Raw genomic sequence first — 15,511 nt, 5'->3', positions numbered from 1 at the left:
GTCGACCAAGCCGGCGCCGGCGTGGCGGGGGCGGGCTGGCGGCGCCGTCGTGCGTGCCGAGCGAGAGCGGCGCGGCCGGGTGAGCGCGCAGCGCTCAGGCGTGCATGTCTGAGGTTTTCCGCAGGAAAGCCGAGTTGGCACGCCGGCCCGGTCGCGCCGCGGCAGCGAGGGAACCCGCCGCAGGCGGGCATGCGCGTCGGCGCCGCCAGCCCGCCCCCGGCACGCCGGCGCCGGCTTGTTCGACGGGGGCTTGGCTGAGCGCGCGCTCGATGGTCAAGCGGTGCAAAGCGCCGCCAACTCCGCCAATCGGTCAAAGAGCTGGCGAGCGGGGGCCGGCCGGGGCGGGCGCCTCCGGCAAGCCGAGCGGATCGGGCGGGCGCGGGCGAACGCCACCGGCGTTCAGGCCTGCCTGTCTGAGCGCGCAGCGCGAGTTGGCAGGCCGGCCCGCGCCCGCCCGATCCGCTCGGGAACCCTTGCGCGCAGCGCAAGGGCGCCGCCGGTCAAGCCCGCCCTGGCCGGCCCCCGCTCGCCAGCGTTCTCACCTCAAAGGCTCTCGGGCTTGAACGCAAACAGCTGTGGCTGATCCTTGCGATACACCCGCATCCACATCAGCGTCGCCGGCATCAGCGCGGTGATGGCGAACCACAGCGCATCGTCGGCATCCGGACTCGTGGGATCGGCGATGGCGCGCGCGCAGGCGCTCCAGCCGGGCCAGTCGATCTCCGCCAGCAGCGGCCGGGTGGCTTCCGGAATGCTGGCCAGCGCATCGCTGACGGTCTTGGTGTGCAGCAGCACCTCGGAGCGGGTCAGGCGCGAGCGGCGGAATTCTTCCTGCGTGACGCCTTCGATGAGCGTGAGGACGGCCGAGCCGGCGTCCTCGACGATGGTGAGCAGGGCGCTGTTGAGCATGGGTGTCGATCTCTGATGGATTGCAGCCCCGGCTACAGCGATCCGCGTGCCAGCCCGGATTGACCGCCAATGCCGCTCCGGCAGCGGCTGCGCGGCGCCGCTTTGTCCGCAAGCTGACAAAACCGCCAAGGCTTGTCGCCGGCGAATGGCTTGTTTGATCCATCGCAACCGCATTTCCCCCGGGAAAAGGCATGTCGCCACACGGGAACGGAGCTTGCAGCGCAAGGCCATCGGCAAACTTCAGGGGCTTGGCCATGATCGAAACGGCTATCGTCGGCGGTGGAGTCTGCGGACTCGAACTCGCCGCACGTCTGCATGCGCTCGGCGCGGGTTTCACGGTCTTCGAGGCGCGCGACCGCATCGGCGGACGCGTGCTCACCAAGACCGGCAACAAGGGCGGCGGGCTCGACCTCGGCCCCACCTGGTTCTGGCCCGATACCGAACCGCGCATCGCGCGCCGGCTCGATGAACTCGGTCTCGCCAGCTTCCCCCAGAACGACACCGGCGCCGTGATGCGCCTGGAAGATCCCAACAAGCCGGCCGAGCCCGCGCCCGAGCTGCAAGGCGTGCATGGCGGCGCGCACCGCATCGCCGGCGGCAGCGTCAAGCTGGTCGAGGCGCTGGCGGCGCAACTGCCGGCCGGCTCGATCGAGTTCGGCACCCAGGTGCTGTCGATCGTCGATCGCGGCCATCACGTCGAAATCGGCCTGCGCCGGGGCGGCATCGAAACCACCATCGAGGCCCGGCGCGTGGTCATCGCGTTGCCGCCGCGGCTGGTCGCGCAGGACATTTCCTTCGATCCGCCGCTGTCGGGGGCGCTGGCCAATTCGCTCGCCAGCACCCGCACCTGGATGGCCGATCAGGCCAAGGCGCTGGTCGAGTATCCGAGCGCGTTCTGGCGCGCCGCCGGCCAGTCGGGCAACGCCTTCGTGAGCCATGCGCAGGTGATGCTTCACGAAATCTTCGACGCCTGCGATGCCGATGCGAGCACCGCTGCGCTCGGCGGCTTCGTGGCGCTGCCGCCCGAGGTGCGCGCCAAGATTCGCGGCGCGCTGCCGCTGCTGGTGTCGAGCCAGATGGTCCAGGTCTTCGGCGTGGCCGCCGACAGCTCGGACATCAGCTACCAGGACTGGAGCACCGAGCGCTTCACCGCCAGCGAAGCCGACAAGGCCAGCTTCAACGACGGCCCGCCGGTGTATGGCGACGCGCTGCTGCGCCGTGCCTGGTGGGACGGCCGGCTGCATTTCGGCGGCACCGAGACCGCGAGCTACGGCGCCGGCCACATGGAAGGCGCGCTCGAATCGGCCGCCCGCATCCTGCGCGCGCTGAGCCCGGCGTCGCGTCCCGCCTCGTCCACCACCGGAGCCAGCGCCATGACCACCGAGGAACGTCCCGCCGCCTTCACCGAATTTGCCGCCTGGGTCACGATCCAGCGCGCCAATGCGCCCGAGCGCTACAAGCGCCTGCTCACGCAGCTGCTCAGCACCCAGCAGGGCGAGCAGCTCACGCAGCGCGCGGTGCTCGGCGCGGTCGAGCAGCTGTACAGCGAGGCGCTCGCGCGCCTGCAGGACACCGATCTGGGCAATGTGACCGGGCTGGTGGTGCAGGGCCGCTCCAGCCTCACGCCGCTGGCGCTCGGTGCCTTCGCCGGCTTCAGCAAGGCCATGCTCGACTCGGCCATCGCGCACAACCGCACCTCCTGCGCGATCTCCAACTTTCCGGACGAAGCCAAGCCGCAGGCCGATTACATCGACGTGATCGTGCGCGACCTGGCGGCGGCCTGGCGCGAGTTCGCGATGTCGGTCAACGATCTGCTGCTGAGCAAGACCGGCGCGCGCGAAACCACCTGAAGCGCGAGGCGCGGGCGGCGTCGACCGTCCGTCCAGGCCTCACGGCGCCGCCGCGTCGACCAGCTCCGGCTGCTCGACCGGCGGCAGCGTCATGCGCTGTTCGGCCTGCGGTCGGCGCGTGCGCTCCAGCGGCTCCAGCTGCTGCGGCCGGCCGGTCGACAGCGCGCGCTCGATGGCGGCAATCACGCGCACGTCGGCCAGCCCTTCCTGCCCGTCCGGTTCCGGATCGCGGCCCAGCAAGATGCAATCGCTGAAGTACTTGAGTTCGCCGCCGAACTGGTCGGTCGGGTCGAACGCGGTCGATTCCGCTTCGCCGCCGATGCGCAGGATGTGGCCGAGTCCGATGCCGAACATGTAGCCGGGATTCACCTCCAGATCGCCCGCGCTGCCGACGATGCGGTACTGGTCGACCGGGTTGCCGGCATAGCTCACGCAGAACTGCGCCAGCCGCCCGCCCGGAAAGCGCAGCGTCGCGCTCACCGTGTCGTCGAAGTCGAAGCCCGCGCCCGGGGTGCGGCTGCCGACGGCCATCACTTCCTCGGGCTCGGCGCCGAACACGGCGCGCGCGGCGTTGATCGGGTAGGGGCCCATGTCGGCCACCGGTCCGGCCCAGAAGCCGTGATGCGCGCGATGGTTGTCGGCGCCGACGGTCTGCGTGAACACCGACGAGAACAGATGCAGCTCGCCGAGCCGGCCCGAGCGCGCGATGCGCAACGCCTCCAGCGTGGCGGGCTCGAAGTGCAGCCGGTAGGCCAGCATCAGCCGCGCCGACGAGCGCTCGGCGGCCTTCAGGATCGCGGCGCAGTCGGCCTCGCTGGTGGCCATCGGCTTTTCGAGCAGCACATGGATGCCGGCGTCGAGCGCCTTCACCGCGTACTCCCGATGCAGGAAATTGGGCAGCGCCAGATACACGGCGTCGATGTCGCCGCTGTTCAGCAGCCAGTCGTAATCGGCGTAGGCGTGGCTGGTGATGCCGTAGCGGTGGCCGAGCGCCTCGGCCTTGCGATGGTCGCCGGTGACGACTGCGCACAGCTTCGAGTTGCCGGTATGCGCGACCGCCGGCATGAACACCGATTGCGCGATCCAGCCGGCGCCGACGACGGCATAGCGCACCTGGCGCGACCTGGCCTTGGAATGGGAACGGGCGGACATGGCGGCTCCTTCGCGTTGAGACGGAAGCGGCCAATGTGCGCGCGGCGCGGTGGGGCGCGTGTCGTCCGGCGGTGCGGCCGGCTGTGGGATTGCGCCGTCAGCGGCGCGGGCCTACCACGCGAAATCGAGCTTCTGCGGCTTGCCGGTGGCGACGTCGATCTCGCGCTCCTGCTTGAGTCCGTTGAGCGTGGCGCTCAGCCGGTAATGCCCGGTCGGCACGTCGACGAGCATGAACGGCCCGTCGGCGACGGCGTCGATCAGCGCATAGCCGTTGTCGTCGGCGACCACGATGCGCACATCGCTGGCATAGGCGGCGCGGCCGTCGGCGCGCTGGGTGAACATCAGCGTCAGCGGCCATTGCGCCGCGGCGGCGCGCATCGCCTTCGATTCATCGAGGCCGATGCCGCCGCTGACCCAGCGCATCAGGCCCTGGGTGTGGACCGGCGGCAGCGCATCGGCCGACTGGGCCGGCGCGATTGCCGGCAGCAGCGCCAGCGCTGAAACCGCAGCCAGCATGCAGCGCCGCGCGAGCGCGCTGGCCGCAGTGGCAAGGGCCGGCGGGCCCTGATGTGCAGATCGACTGGCTTGCATGCTTGCTCCCGCTCGGTGGCGCCGGTTTCAGCCCAGCTTGGCCAACTGCTCGCGCACCTTTTCCAGCGTGGCGCCAAAGCCCGCCAGCCGTTCGCGCTCCTGCGCCACCACGGCCGGCGGCGCGCGGTCGACGAAGCTGGCATTGCCGAGCTTGCCGCTGCACTTGGCGATCTCGCCTTCGAGTCGGCCGATCTCCTTGGCCAGCCGCAGCTTCTCGGCCTCGATGTCGATCTCGATGTGCAGCATCAGCCGGTTGGTGCCCACGACCTGCACCGGCGCGTTGGCGTCGGCCGGCAGCGCGGGCACGACCTGCACTTCGCTCAGCTTGCCGAGCGCTTGCAGATAGGGCGCGAAGGCGGCCAGCTCGGCTTGGGCCTCGGGCGTTTCGCCGGCGGCGATCAGCGGCACACGCTCGGCCGGCGACAGGCTCATCTCGCCACGCAGCGCGCGGCAGCCGTCGATATGCGCCTTGAGCCGCGCGACCCAGGCTTCGCTCGCCTCGTCGATCTTCTCGGGGTTGGCGACCGGGTAGGCGGCCAGCATGATCGTCGCGCCTTCTTCGAGCTTGAAGCCGGCGAGCGGCGCGACCTTCTGCCACAGCTCCTCGGTGATGAACGGAATCACCGGATGCGCGAGCCGCAGCACGGTCTCGAGCACGCGCAGCAGCGTGCGGCGGGTGCCGCGCTTCTGCGCATCGCTGCCGGTCTGCACCTGCACCTTGGCCAGCTCCAGATACCAGTCGCAGTACTCGTCCCAGACAAACTGGTAGAGCGTGTTGGCCACGTTGTCGAGGCGGAACTCGCGGAAGGCGGCGTCCACTTCCCCTTCCACGCGTTGCAGCCGCGAGGCGATCCAGCGGTCGGCCGGGCCGAAGTCGTTGTAGCCGCCGGGGCCGCAGTCGTGCGCGGCGCAGCTTTCCACGCCACGGTCGTAGTCGTTGAGGCCCTCGACCTGCATCAGCACGAAGCGCGTGGCATTCCAGAGCTTGTTGCAGAAGTTGCGGTAGCCCTCGCAGCGCTTGGTGTCGAAGTTGACGTTGCGGCCGAGCGTCGCGTAGCTGGCCATGGTGAAGCGCAACGCATCGGCGCCGTAGGCCGGCATGCCTTCCGGGAACTGCTTCTTCACGCGCTTTTCGATCTTGGGCGCGTCCTGCGGGCGGCGCAGGCCGGTGGTGCTCTTGGCCACCAGCGCGTCGAGGCCGATACCCTGGATGAGGTCGACCGGATCGAGCGTGTTGCCCTCCGACTTGCTCATCTTCTTGCCCTCGGCGTCGCGCACCATGCCGTGGATGTACACGGTCTCGAACGGCACCTTGCCCGTGAAGTGCATGGTCATCATCACCATGCGCGCGACCCAGAAGAAGATGATTTCGTAGCCGGTGACCAGCACGCTCGACGGCAAAAAATGTTTGAGCTGCGGCGTCTCGTCAGGCCAGCCGAGGGTGGAGAAGGGCACCAGCGCCGAGCTGAACCAGGTGTCGAGCACGTCGCTCTCGCGCGTGAGCGGGCCGGTGTAGCCGGCGGCGTCGGCCTTGGCGCGGGCCTCGGCTTCGTCGCGCGCGACGAACACTTCGCCGGCGATGCCGTACCACGCCGGAATCTGGTGGCCCCACCAGAGCTGGCGGCTGATGGTCCAGTCCTGGATGTTGTTCATCCAGTGGTTGTAGGTGCTGGTCCAGTTCTCGGGCACGAACTTCACGCGGCCGTCGGCCACGGCATCGCTGGCCACCTGCGCAATGCTCTTGCCCGGCGTGCGCGTGCCTTCGGGCGCGGGCTTGGTCATGGCGACGAACCACTGGTCGGTCAGCATCGGCTCGATGACCACGCCGGTGCGGTCGCCGCGCGGCACCTTGAGCTTGTGCGGCTCGACCTTTTCCACCAGGCCCAGCGCGTCGAGATCGGCCATCACCTGCTCGCGCGCCTTGAAGCGGTCGAGGCCGCGGTACTTCTCGGGCGCGGCGTCGTTGATGGTGGCGTCGAGCGTCAGCACGCCGATGACCGGCAGGCTGTGGCGCTTGCCCACCTCGTAGTCGTTGAAGTCGTGCGCCGGCGTGACCTTGACCACGCCGGTGCCGAATTCGCGGTCCACATAGTCGTCGGCGATCACCGGAATCTCGCGATCGCAGAGCGGCAGCAGCACGCTCTTGCCGACGAGGTGGGCGTAGCGCTCGTCCTCGGGATGCACCATCACGGCGGTGTCGCCGAGCATGGTTTCGGGCCGGGTGGTGGCGACGATCAGCTGGCCGCTGCCGTCGGCGAGCGGATAGCGCAGGTGGTAGAGCTTGCCGTCCTCTTCCTCGCCGACCACTTCGAGGTCGGAGACGGCGGTCTTCAGCACCGGATCCCAGTTGACCAGCCGCTTGCCGCGATAGATGAGGCCCTGCTCGTACAGCCGCACGAACACCTCGGTGACGACCTTGGAGCACTTCGCGTCCATCGTGAAGTACTCATGGTTCCAGTCCACGCTGGCGCCGACACGGCGCATCTGCTGGGTGATGGTGCCGCCCGAGTGCTCCTTCCAGGCCCAGACCTTTTCCAGGAATTTCTCGCGGCCGAGGTCGTGGCGCGAAATCTTCTGCTGGTCGAGCTGGCGTTCCACCACGATCTGCGTGGCGATGCCGGCATGGTCCACGCCCGGCACCCACAGCGTGTTGTGGCCCTGCATGCGGTGCCAGCGCGTGAGGCTGTCCATGATCGTCTGGTTGAACGCATGGCCCATGTGCAGCACGCCGGTCACGTTGGGCGGTGGCAGCTGAATGGAAAAGTCGGGCCGGCCCTCGACGATGCGCGCGTTGGCGGCGCCCTGCGCCTCCCATTGCGGCGCCCAGCGTGCCTCGATGGCGGCCGGTTCGAAGGATTTGGCGAGTTCGTTGTTCTGGGGCGCGGTCATGGCAGGTGGCGTCTTGCGACGCGAAAAAGTGGGCAGCGGCAGGCGCGCGGGTGGGGCTGGATTCGAGGCGGCGAATTATAGGGAGCGCGAAATGCGCGCCCGGCGCGGCGGGATGGCGGCGGAGGAAAGCCTGCGCGCGGACGGCTCAGGCGTCGGGCGGGGCGGGCGAGCGCAGCCGCGCGACTTCATTGGCGACGGCGCGCGCGACCACGTCGCCGACGGTGTCGAGCACGGCGGCCTCGATGCGCGCGCGCAGGCGCGGCAGTTCGGCTTCGAGCACTGCGCGCAGGCTGTCGGCCAGGCGCTGGTCGAGCACGCCGTCGATGCGCGGTCGCAGCCGGGCGAGGATGTCGTCGCGCAGCCGGGCGGCGAGCGCGTCGGTGTCGAGCGGCGCGGCGCTTTCGGCGGGCGCGCTGGCGGCATAGCTGGTGCCGCTGGCGCCGAGCGGCGGCGGGTTGCGCAGATCGGTATCGAACAGGGTGGCGCGCAGCATGTCGGCGCGGGTGCGCACGAACACGAAGGGCGGCAGCAGGGCGTCGTCGGCGGCGGGCGGCGCGGTCAGCGTCGGCTCGGTGCGCGCGTCGGGCGCCGCCAGCGTGGCGGGATCGAAGCCGGGTTCGAGCGTCGGCTCGGGTGCGAGCGCCGGCAGCGGGGCGTCGGGGGGCAGGGCGAGGTCGGGCCGGTCGGCAGCGGGTTCGGCTTCGGCGGCGGGTTCGGCGAGCGGCTCGGCTGCGGCGGGCGCGACCGGTTCGAAACCGGCTTCGGCTTCTGGCGGAATCGCGGCTTCGGTCTCGGGCAGCGCGATGGCAGCGGCTTCGGCAGCTTCGGGCGGCGTTGCGTCCGCCACCGCGTCGGTCGTGGCGGCCGGTGCGTCGATCACCTCGGTGAGCACCGGGATCGCGTCGTCGTCCTTGCGGCGGTGGAACAGGCTGTAAACCATGGCGGGCCCGGGCGCGTCAGCGCTTGTTGTCCTGCGGATGATGGGTCAGCGGATAGCCGCGGTCCTTGTAGAACTTCCAGCGCCGGCGGCCGGCCTCGGCCTCGGCCGGATCGCGCCCCACGACTTCCATCAGGAACTCGAAGCGCGCAAAAAACCTCGGCTCGCCGCCCAGGTTGACCAGCACCTCGTGATGCGGCACGGCGGCCGACTCGGCATCGCCGCGCGCGGTCAGCAGCACCGGCGTGCGCTCGGCCAGCGGATCGCCGAGCGCCACATGCGGCACGAAGCTCAGCGGATCGAAGCTCCACAGCGCCTGATCGAAGCGCGCCAGCCGGTCGCGGTCGGGCTCATGCACGACCACGCGCCGGCCCTTGGCCACGCCGCGCCGGATCAGCTCGCAGGCATAGCGGACCGGGTCCGCCACGCCTGTGTAGAAATGCACCTCGGTCATGCGCGCGCGTCAGGCCGCCGCGCGCTGGCGCAGGAACTCGACCAGCAGCGGCACCGGCCGACCCGAGCCGCCCTTGGCCGCGCCGCTCTTCCATGCGGTGCCGGCGATGTCGAGATGCGCCCAGTCGTAGGTCTTGGTGAAGCGCGACAGGAAGCAGGCCGCCGTCACCGAGCCGGCCGGGCGGCCGCCGATGTTGGCCAGATCGGCGAAATTGCTCTTCAGCTGCTCCTGATACTCATCGTCGAGCGGCATGCGCCAGGCCGGATCGAGCGCCTGCTTGCCGGCCGCCAGCAGCTCGTCGGCGAGCGCGTCGTTCTTGCTGAACAGCCCGCTGTTGACGCTGCCGAGCGCGATGATGCAAGCGCCGGTCAGCGTGGCGATGTCGATCACCGCCGCCGGCTTGAAGCGCTCGGCATAGGTCAGCGCATCGCACAGGATCAGCCGACCCTCGGCGTCGGTATTGAGCACCTCGATCGTCAGCCCGCTCATCGACGTGACGATGTCGCCCGGCCGCGTGGCCGTGCCCGACGGCATGTTCTCGCAGGTGGGAATCAGCCCGACCACATTGAGCTTGAGCCCCTGCTCGACCAGCGTGCGGAACACGCCCAGCACCGTGCCGGCGCCGCACATGTCGTACTTCATCTCGTCCATGCCTTCGCCCGGCTTCAGGCTGATGCCGCCCGAGTCGAAGGTGATGCCCTTGCCCACCAGCACCACCGGCGCGGCCTTCTTGGCGCCGCCGTCGTACTTGAGCACGATGAACTTCGGCGGCTCGACGGTGCCGTGGGTCACGCTCAGGAAGGAGCCCATCTTGAGCGCTTCGAGCTGCTTGCGTTCGAGCACATCGACCTTGAGCTTGCCGCCCTTGCCGCCGAATTCCTTCGCCAGCCCTTCGGCGGTCTCGGCCAGATAGCTCGGCGTGCAGACATTGGGCGGCAGGTTGCCGAGCGTCTTGGTCAGCTCGATGCCGTTGGCCAGCGCCACGCCGGCGGCGATCGCCGCCTTCACCGGCTTTTCGTCGTCGCCGGCGGCCACGAAGGTCACCGACAGCAGCTTGGGAGCATCGGCCTTCTCGCGCTTGAACTGGTCGAAGCGATAGGTCGCCTCGCGCAGCGCAACCACGATCTGCTGCACCGCCCAGCCGGCGTCGCGGTCGCTCAGCGCCTCGGCCGGACCGAAGGCGGCACTGGTGGCGCCGGTGGCCAGCAGCGCCTTGACGCCGGGCGTGACCGACTTGATGAAAGTCTTGCCGTCGAGCTTGCCGGCCTCGCCTGCGCCCACCAGCAGCACGCGATGCGCCTCGATGCCGGGCAGGCCGCGCAGCAGCAGCGTGCTGCCCGGCTTGCCCGAGATGTCGCCGCTCTGCACGGCATGGCCGACGAGGCCGCCGGTTGCCGCATCGAGCGCTTGCGCCGTGGCGCCAAGCACGCCGCCGCTATGGACGAGCGCCACGATGCAGTCGGCTGCGACGGTCTCGGGCTTGCCGACCTTCATGCTAAATTTCATTGAATTCCCCATTGCTTCGATCCGTGTGCGGGTCCGTCAAGGACCGGGCAGGCCACTCAAACACCTGCAAGCGTGCACGCATCGCTCCCCCGCCTGATGATCTTCGAACGCGCGCTGCGCAAGGAACTGGTCGCCTCGGCCACCGGTGTTTTCATCACGCTGGTGACCATCGTCATCACGACGACTCTTATCCGGATTCTAGGTCAGGCCGCTGCGGGCAAGGCTGGCGCCGATGCCGTCGTGCTGCTGATCGGTTTTGCGGTGCTCAACGTGCTGCCGATGCTGCTGGTCGTGAGCCTGTTCATCTCCACGCTGCTGGTGCTGACGCGCATGTATGCCGACAGCGAGATGGTGGTGTGGTTCTCGTGCGGCGTGTCGTTGCGCAACTTCATCAAGCCGGTGCTGCGCTTTGCCGCGCCATGGATTGCGCTGGTGTTCCTGTTTGCGATGTTCGTCGCGCCCTGGGCCAACCAGCAGTCGCGCGAAATCGCGGCGCGCTTCGAGCAGCGCGACGACATCTCCAAGGTGGCATCGGGCCAGTTCATCGAGACGGCGGGCAGCGACCGCGTGTTCTTCGTCGAGGATTTCGACGCCGTGGCGCGCGCCGTGAGCCAGGTGTTCGCCGCGCTGCGCGTGGGCGATGTCACCACCATGATCGTGGCGCGCGACGGCCATGTTGAGTCGCGCGACGGCGGCGAGCGCTATCTGGTGCTCGGGCCCGGGCGGCGCTACGAGTTCGAGACCGGCCATGCCGATGGCTCGATCGGCGAGTTCGACAGCTATGCGATCCGGCTCGAATCGCGCGCGGTGCAGTTCGCGCCGGCCGGCAGCGATGCCCGCACCATGACCGCCGACCAGCTCGGCAGCGACACCACGCCCAAGGCGCGCGGCGAGCTGCTGTGGCGCCTGGGCCTGCCGCTGCTGGCCATCAATCTGGTGCTGCTGGCGATTCCGCTGGCCTTCGTCAATCCGCGTGCCGGACGCTCGGCCAATCTCATCTTTGCGGTGCTGCTCTATGTCATCTACTGGCAGCTGATGTCGCTGAGTCAGGCGATGGTCGGCAGCGGCCGGCTGCACTTTGGCGTGGGCGTGTGGCTGGTGCATGCGCTGGTGGCCGGCGGCGTGGCGGCGATGTTCGTTCGCCGTTCGTCGGCGGCGCGGCTCGATCCGCTGGCGCCGCGCACCTGGCGCATGTGGCTCGGAGGCGGCCGGTGATTCTTCGTCGCTATATCGCGCGCCAGATCTGGAGTTCGGTCGCGCTGGTGCTGTTCGCGCTGATCTCGCTGTTCTTCTTCCTCGACCTGCTGCAGGAGATGGACGACGTCGGCCGCGCCGGCTATCGCTTTCAGCACGCGCTCATTTACGTGGCGCTGCAAATGCCGTCGACGCTGCGGCTGCTGCTGCCGCTGGCGGCGCTGATCGGCACCATCACCGCGCTGGCGCAGCTCGCGGCCGGGTCGCAGTTCACGATCATGCGGGCGGCCGGACTGTCGCCGCTCGGCGCGGTGCGCGCGGTGCTGGGCGCGGCGGTGCTGCTGGTCGGGCTCACCTTCGTGGTCGGCGAGTACGTGGCGCCGACGGCCGAGGTGGCGGCCGAGAAGCTGCGGCTCAGCCTGCTCGGCCGGGCTGCGTCCACCGATCTGCGCTCGGGCTTCTGGATCAAGGACGTGGTGTTCGACGGCAGCGGCAGCCAGACCGGCGTGCGCTTCGTCAATGCGCGCGAGGTGCTGGCCGACGGCAGCCTGCGCGACATCCGGCTGTACGAATTCGACGCCGGCATGCGGCTGCGCTCGTTTGCCGTGGCCGGCACCGCCGTCTTCGAGCGCGACGAGACCAATCCCGGCTGGCGCCTGCGCGACGTGACCGAAACCCGGCTCAGCATGCTGCCGGGCGCCAACCGCTTCGATCCGCCCGAGCTGGCGCTGGCCACGGCGGTGGTGCACGAGCCCGAGCGGCTGTGGCCGACCACGCTCGATGCGTCCATCGTCTCGTCGGCTTTCCTCAAGCCCGACAACATGTCGCTGACCGCGCTGTGGAACTACGTCGAGCATCTCAAGCTCACACGCCAGAAGTCGCTCAAGTACGAGGTGGCGCTGTGGCGCAAGCTGGTCGACCCGTTCACCGTGGCGGTGATGATGCTGCTGGCGCTGCCCTTCGCCTATCTGCACACGCGCTCGGGCGGCGTCAGCCTCAAGGTGTTCGCCGGCATCCTGCTGGGCGTGGGCTTCCACTTCCTCAACAACCTGTCGGCCCATCTGGGTCTGCTCAACGGCTGGCCGGCCTGGATGCCGGCGGCGCTGCCGAGCCTGCTGTCGCTGCTGCTGGCGGCCGGCTGGCTGCGCTGGGTATCGCGCCACTGAGGCCGCCGCGGGCGCGCCCGCTATCGTCCAAACCGCCCCGTCCGCCGGGGCCCACCGCCGAGTTCCGCGCATGAGCCACGACGCCCTGATCCTGTTTGCCCACGGCGCGCGCGATCCGCGCTGGGCCGAGCCGCTGGCCGCCGTGGCCGACCGGGTGCGCGCACTGGCGCCCGGCTTGCGCGTCGAGCTCGCCTTCCTCGAACTGATGGAACCGCGCCTGCCCGACACCGTGGCCGCGCTGGCTTCCGACGGCGTCGACCGCATCACCCTGGTGCCGGCTTTTCTGGGGCAGGGCGGGCATATCCGGCGCGACCTGCCCGTGCTGCTGGATGAACTGCGCAACCGCCATGCGGAAGTGACGATTCATCTCGCGCCGACCATCGGGGAAGTTGATGCGGTACTCGATGCCATCGCCGGTTTCTGTGTCCAATCGCACTGTCGTTAGCGCCTGCGCGGCCGTAAATCACGAAACGCGGCGCTCACCTAGCGCCAATTCCTAGCTGCACCTAGAAAACGCTGGCCCCGGCAACCGGGCACAGCTGCCTTCATGACTCATTTCGTTGTCGTGTCCGATCCGGATCCCGCGCGTCGCCGCGCCTTTGCCGATGCCGTCCGGCCGCGCCTGGCGCCGCTGCCCTGGATGACCGCCGGCGAGCGCGAGCATGGCGACAGCCTGCTGCTCTGGGCCGCCGCGCCGACCGCGCCGGTCGATTTCGCGCTTGGGGCCGATGGCCGGCTGGCGGTGGTGTTCGGCCAGCTCCAGGGCGAGGACGCGCCGCTGGCCGCGCCGGCCGCCGCCTGCCTCGCAGCGCCGGTCGAGCGGCTGACCGGGCGCAACGGCTTCTATGCCGCGCTGCTGCTTGGCGCGCATGGCGAGATCGATGCCGGCGCCGACACGCTCGGGCTGTTCCCGGTGTACTGGCTGGCGCGCGGCGAGGTCGCCATCGTGGCCAGCTCGCTGATGCCGTTCGGGCTGCATCCGCTCGGCAGCCGGCAGTTCGACCCGATCGGCGTCGCCAATTCGCTGCTGACGGTGCATGGCCGGGGCGGCCGCAGCACGCTCGACGGCGTGCGCCGGCTGATGTCGGGCGGGCTGCTCAGCCGGCGCGCCGGCCGCACGCCGGTCGAGACCGAGCCGGGCTGGCTCCTGCCGAGCGACCGTCATTTCGGCCGCAGCGAGCGCGAATGCGTCGATCTGTTCGACGACTGCCTCGGCCGCATCGCCGGCCGCATGGCGCGCAGCGGCCCGATCGTGCTGTCGCTGTCGGGCGGGCTCGATTCGCGGCTGGTGGGCGGCTATCTGCAACGCGCCGGCGCCGACCTGCGCGGCGCCATCACCCTCGGCGACGCCGGCGATTACGAGATGGGCTGCGCCCGCCCGGTGGCGCGCGCGCTCGGCATTCCGCACCGGCCGGTGCCGGTCGATTTCGACGCCTTTCCGGCGCTGGCCCGGATGCAGGTCGGGCTCGAGCATGTCGACACCAGCATCCCCGACCTGTCGTGGTGGAACGCGCTGCCGGCGGTCGAGGCACTGGGCGCGCGCATCGCCACCGGTCTGCTCGGCGACGCAGTGATGGCCGACGACACCTATGAGCCCGGCGTCACCGACCGCTGCGATTTCGCCGCCCGCTTCGGCTACATGAACCGCTGGGGCCTGCCGGCGCCGGCCGTGGCCCAGCTGCTCGCGCCGGTCGGCGGCCAGGCCGTCGTCGATGCCGCGCTGGACGAGATGCGCGACGCCTGGGCGCGCGTGCCCGGCGAATGGTTTCAGCGCATCTGGCTGTGGGAATTGCGCCATCGCGAACGCGGCCATGTGGGCGCGGTGGCCTGGCGCATGTCGCTCGGCGCGCTGCCGCTGCTGCCCTTCGTCGACCGCGACCTGCTGGAGCTGGTGGCCGGCATGCCGCATGCGCCGCTCTATCGGCGTCAGGCCCAGCGCGAGCTGCTGCGCACCCGCTTCGACAAGCTGGCCCGGCTGCCGCTCGACCGCAATTCGGCGCATACCGCGCCGCTGGTCGAGAACCTGCTGGGCAAGGTCCGGCGCAAGCTCGATCCGGCGCGACTGCTGCGGCGGCTGCGGCCGGCGGCCGAGCATCGCTATTACGCGCGGGTCTACGACTTCAACAACACCGGCTGGCGCGCGGTGCGGGCCTGCGCCGATGCGGCGCGCGGCGCCACCGGCGCGCTGTTCGACCGCGCGGCGCTCGACCGGCTGCTGCCGGCCGCCGGCGCCGAAGCCACGGTCGGCGACAAGATCATCGACACCTCGGGCCTCAAGACGCTGGCCGCGCTGACCCTGCTGTGCGGCATGCAGGACGATGCCGCCCGCGCCGCCGCCGAGGCCGACACCGGCCGCAGCGCGCCGCTGCCGGCCGGGCGCAGCGTCGAGCCGGGCCGCGCCGCCACCGTGGCCCAGGCCGGCGCCGAACTGGCGTCATCGGCGCGCGCCGCCGTGCATGAACGCGGCCGCGCCGGCGACATGGCCCAGGCCGTGCGCCTCGTGGCCGGGTTGGCCGCCGCCACCGCCGGGCTCGGCGAGGCCGGCGCGGCGCTGCCGCCTCAGTCCTGCGCCGCGCCGCTGGCTTCGGACGTGGCCGAGGCCGCCGAGCCGCGCGCGCCGCGCAGTTCGCGCACAAAGCTCAGCGTCTCGGGCGACAGCGCCCACAAGCCCACCAGATAGACCAGCGCAAACGCGCCGAAGGTGGTGGCCAGGCGCAACGGCGCGGCGGCGGCCACCAGCGCCGACTGGCCGAAGGCCGCCGCCGCCAGCGCCAGTCCGCCCAGCAGCAGCGGCAGACGCTGACTGGCCAGCACCGCGCCCGGCAGGATGCCGAGCAGCTCGCGCGAATTGCGCAGCACCAGC

General features: G+C 70.4%; 12 protein-coding genes. 5 read left to right on the top strand and 7 right to left on the bottom strand.

The window, feature by feature from the left end:
- Nucleotides 1-543 precede the first annotated feature (543 nt).
- Nucleotides 544-909 carry a hypothetical protein gene (locus B9P64_RS22720; protein ID WP_085318352.1) on the bottom strand — a complete coding sequence of 122 codons (366 nt, stop codon included), beginning with the start codon at nucleotides 907-909 and terminating at the stop codon, nucleotides 544-546.
- Nucleotides 910-1,163: 254 nt separating this feature from the next.
- Between B9P64_RS22720 and B9P64_RS22715 the strand changes: the two genes are divergently transcribed.
- On the top strand, nucleotides 1,164-2,759 hold the full coding sequence (locus B9P64_RS22715; RefSeq protein WP_085318351.1) for a flavin monoamine oxidase family protein: 1,596 nt from the start codon (nucleotides 1,164-1,166) through the stop codon (nucleotides 2,757-2,759).
- Nucleotides 2,760-2,798: 39 nt separating this feature from the next.
- On the opposite strand, the gene B9P64_RS22710 is transcribed toward B9P64_RS22715, so the two are convergent.
- From B9P64_RS22710 to B9P64_RS22685, 6 genes are all read right to left on the bottom strand, one after another.
- On the bottom strand, nucleotides 2,799-3,911 hold the full coding sequence (locus B9P64_RS22710) for a Gfo/Idh/MocA family protein (RefSeq protein ID WP_085318350.1): 1,113 nt from the start codon (nucleotides 3,909-3,911) through the stop codon (nucleotides 2,799-2,801).
- 111 nt (nucleotides 3,912-4,022) lie between these two features.
- Nucleotides 4,023-4,502, bottom strand: a complete 480-nt coding sequence (locus B9P64_RS22705; protein ID WP_139826485.1) for a peptidase associated/transthyretin-like domain-containing protein — start codon at nucleotides 4,500-4,502, stop codon at nucleotides 4,023-4,025.
- Nucleotides 4,503-4,529: 27 nt separating this feature from the next.
- Nucleotides 4,530-7,391: a valine--tRNA ligase gene (locus tag B9P64_RS22700; protein ID WP_085318348.1), complete on the bottom strand. Its 2,862-nt coding sequence runs from the start codon at nucleotides 7,389-7,391 to the stop codon at nucleotides 4,530-4,532.
- Between the two features lie 145 nt (nucleotides 7,392-7,536).
- Nucleotides 7,537-8,331 (bottom strand): hypothetical protein, encoded by a 795-nt coding sequence (locus tag B9P64_RS22695; RefSeq protein ID WP_085318347.1) that lies wholly within the window; start codon nucleotides 8,329-8,331, stop codon nucleotides 7,537-7,539.
- 16 nt (nucleotides 8,332-8,347) lie between these two features.
- Nucleotides 8,348-8,782, bottom strand: coding sequence for a DNA polymerase III subunit chi (locus tag B9P64_RS22690; protein ID WP_085318346.1), 435 nt, complete (start codon nucleotides 8,780-8,782; stop codon nucleotides 8,348-8,350).
- A gap of 9 nt (nucleotides 8,783-8,791) precedes the next feature.
- Nucleotides 8,792-10,300, bottom strand: coding sequence for a leucyl aminopeptidase (locus B9P64_RS22685; protein ID WP_139826484.1), 1,509 nt, complete (start codon nucleotides 10,298-10,300; stop codon nucleotides 8,792-8,794).
- Nucleotides 10,301-10,384: 84 nt separating this feature from the next.
- Between B9P64_RS22685 and lptF the strand changes: the two genes are divergently transcribed.
- The 4 genes from lptF (at nucleotide 10,385) to B9P64_RS29135 (ending at nucleotide 15,328) form a co-directional block, all read left to right on the top strand.
- On the top strand, nucleotides 10,385-11,503 hold the full coding sequence (gene lptF / locus B9P64_RS22680; RefSeq protein WP_085318344.1) for an LPS export ABC transporter permease LptF: 1,119 nt from the start codon (nucleotides 10,385-10,387) through the stop codon (nucleotides 11,501-11,503).
- The gene (gene lptG, locus B9P64_RS22675; RefSeq protein WP_176256939.1) at nucleotides 11,500-12,648 is read left to right on the top strand and encodes an LPS export ABC transporter permease LptG; all 1,149 of its coding nucleotides are present in this window, start codon (nucleotides 11,500-11,502) and stop codon (nucleotides 12,646-12,648) included. Before lptF ends, lptG begins: the two co-directional genes overlap by 4 nt.
- A 70-nt stretch (nucleotides 12,649-12,718) precedes the next feature.
- Entirely contained in the window at nucleotides 12,719-13,093 is a 375-nt protein-coding gene (locus tag B9P64_RS22670; protein WP_085318342.1) for a sirohydrochlorin chelatase, read from the top strand.
- 102 nt (nucleotides 13,094-13,195) lie between these two features.
- Nucleotides 13,196-15,328, top strand: a complete 2,133-nt coding sequence (locus B9P64_RS29135) for an asparagine synthase-related protein (protein ID WP_139826481.1) — start codon at nucleotides 13,196-13,198, stop codon at nucleotides 15,326-15,328.
- The last annotated feature ends 183 nt before the right edge of the window (nucleotides 15,329-15,511 follow it).

This window comes from Derxia lacustris, assembly GCF_002105195.1.
Classification (GTDB): Bacteria; Pseudomonadota; Gammaproteobacteria; order Burkholderiales; family Burkholderiaceae_E; genus Derxia; species Derxia lacustris.
This window is presented reverse-complemented; position numbering and strand designations above follow the sequence as displayed.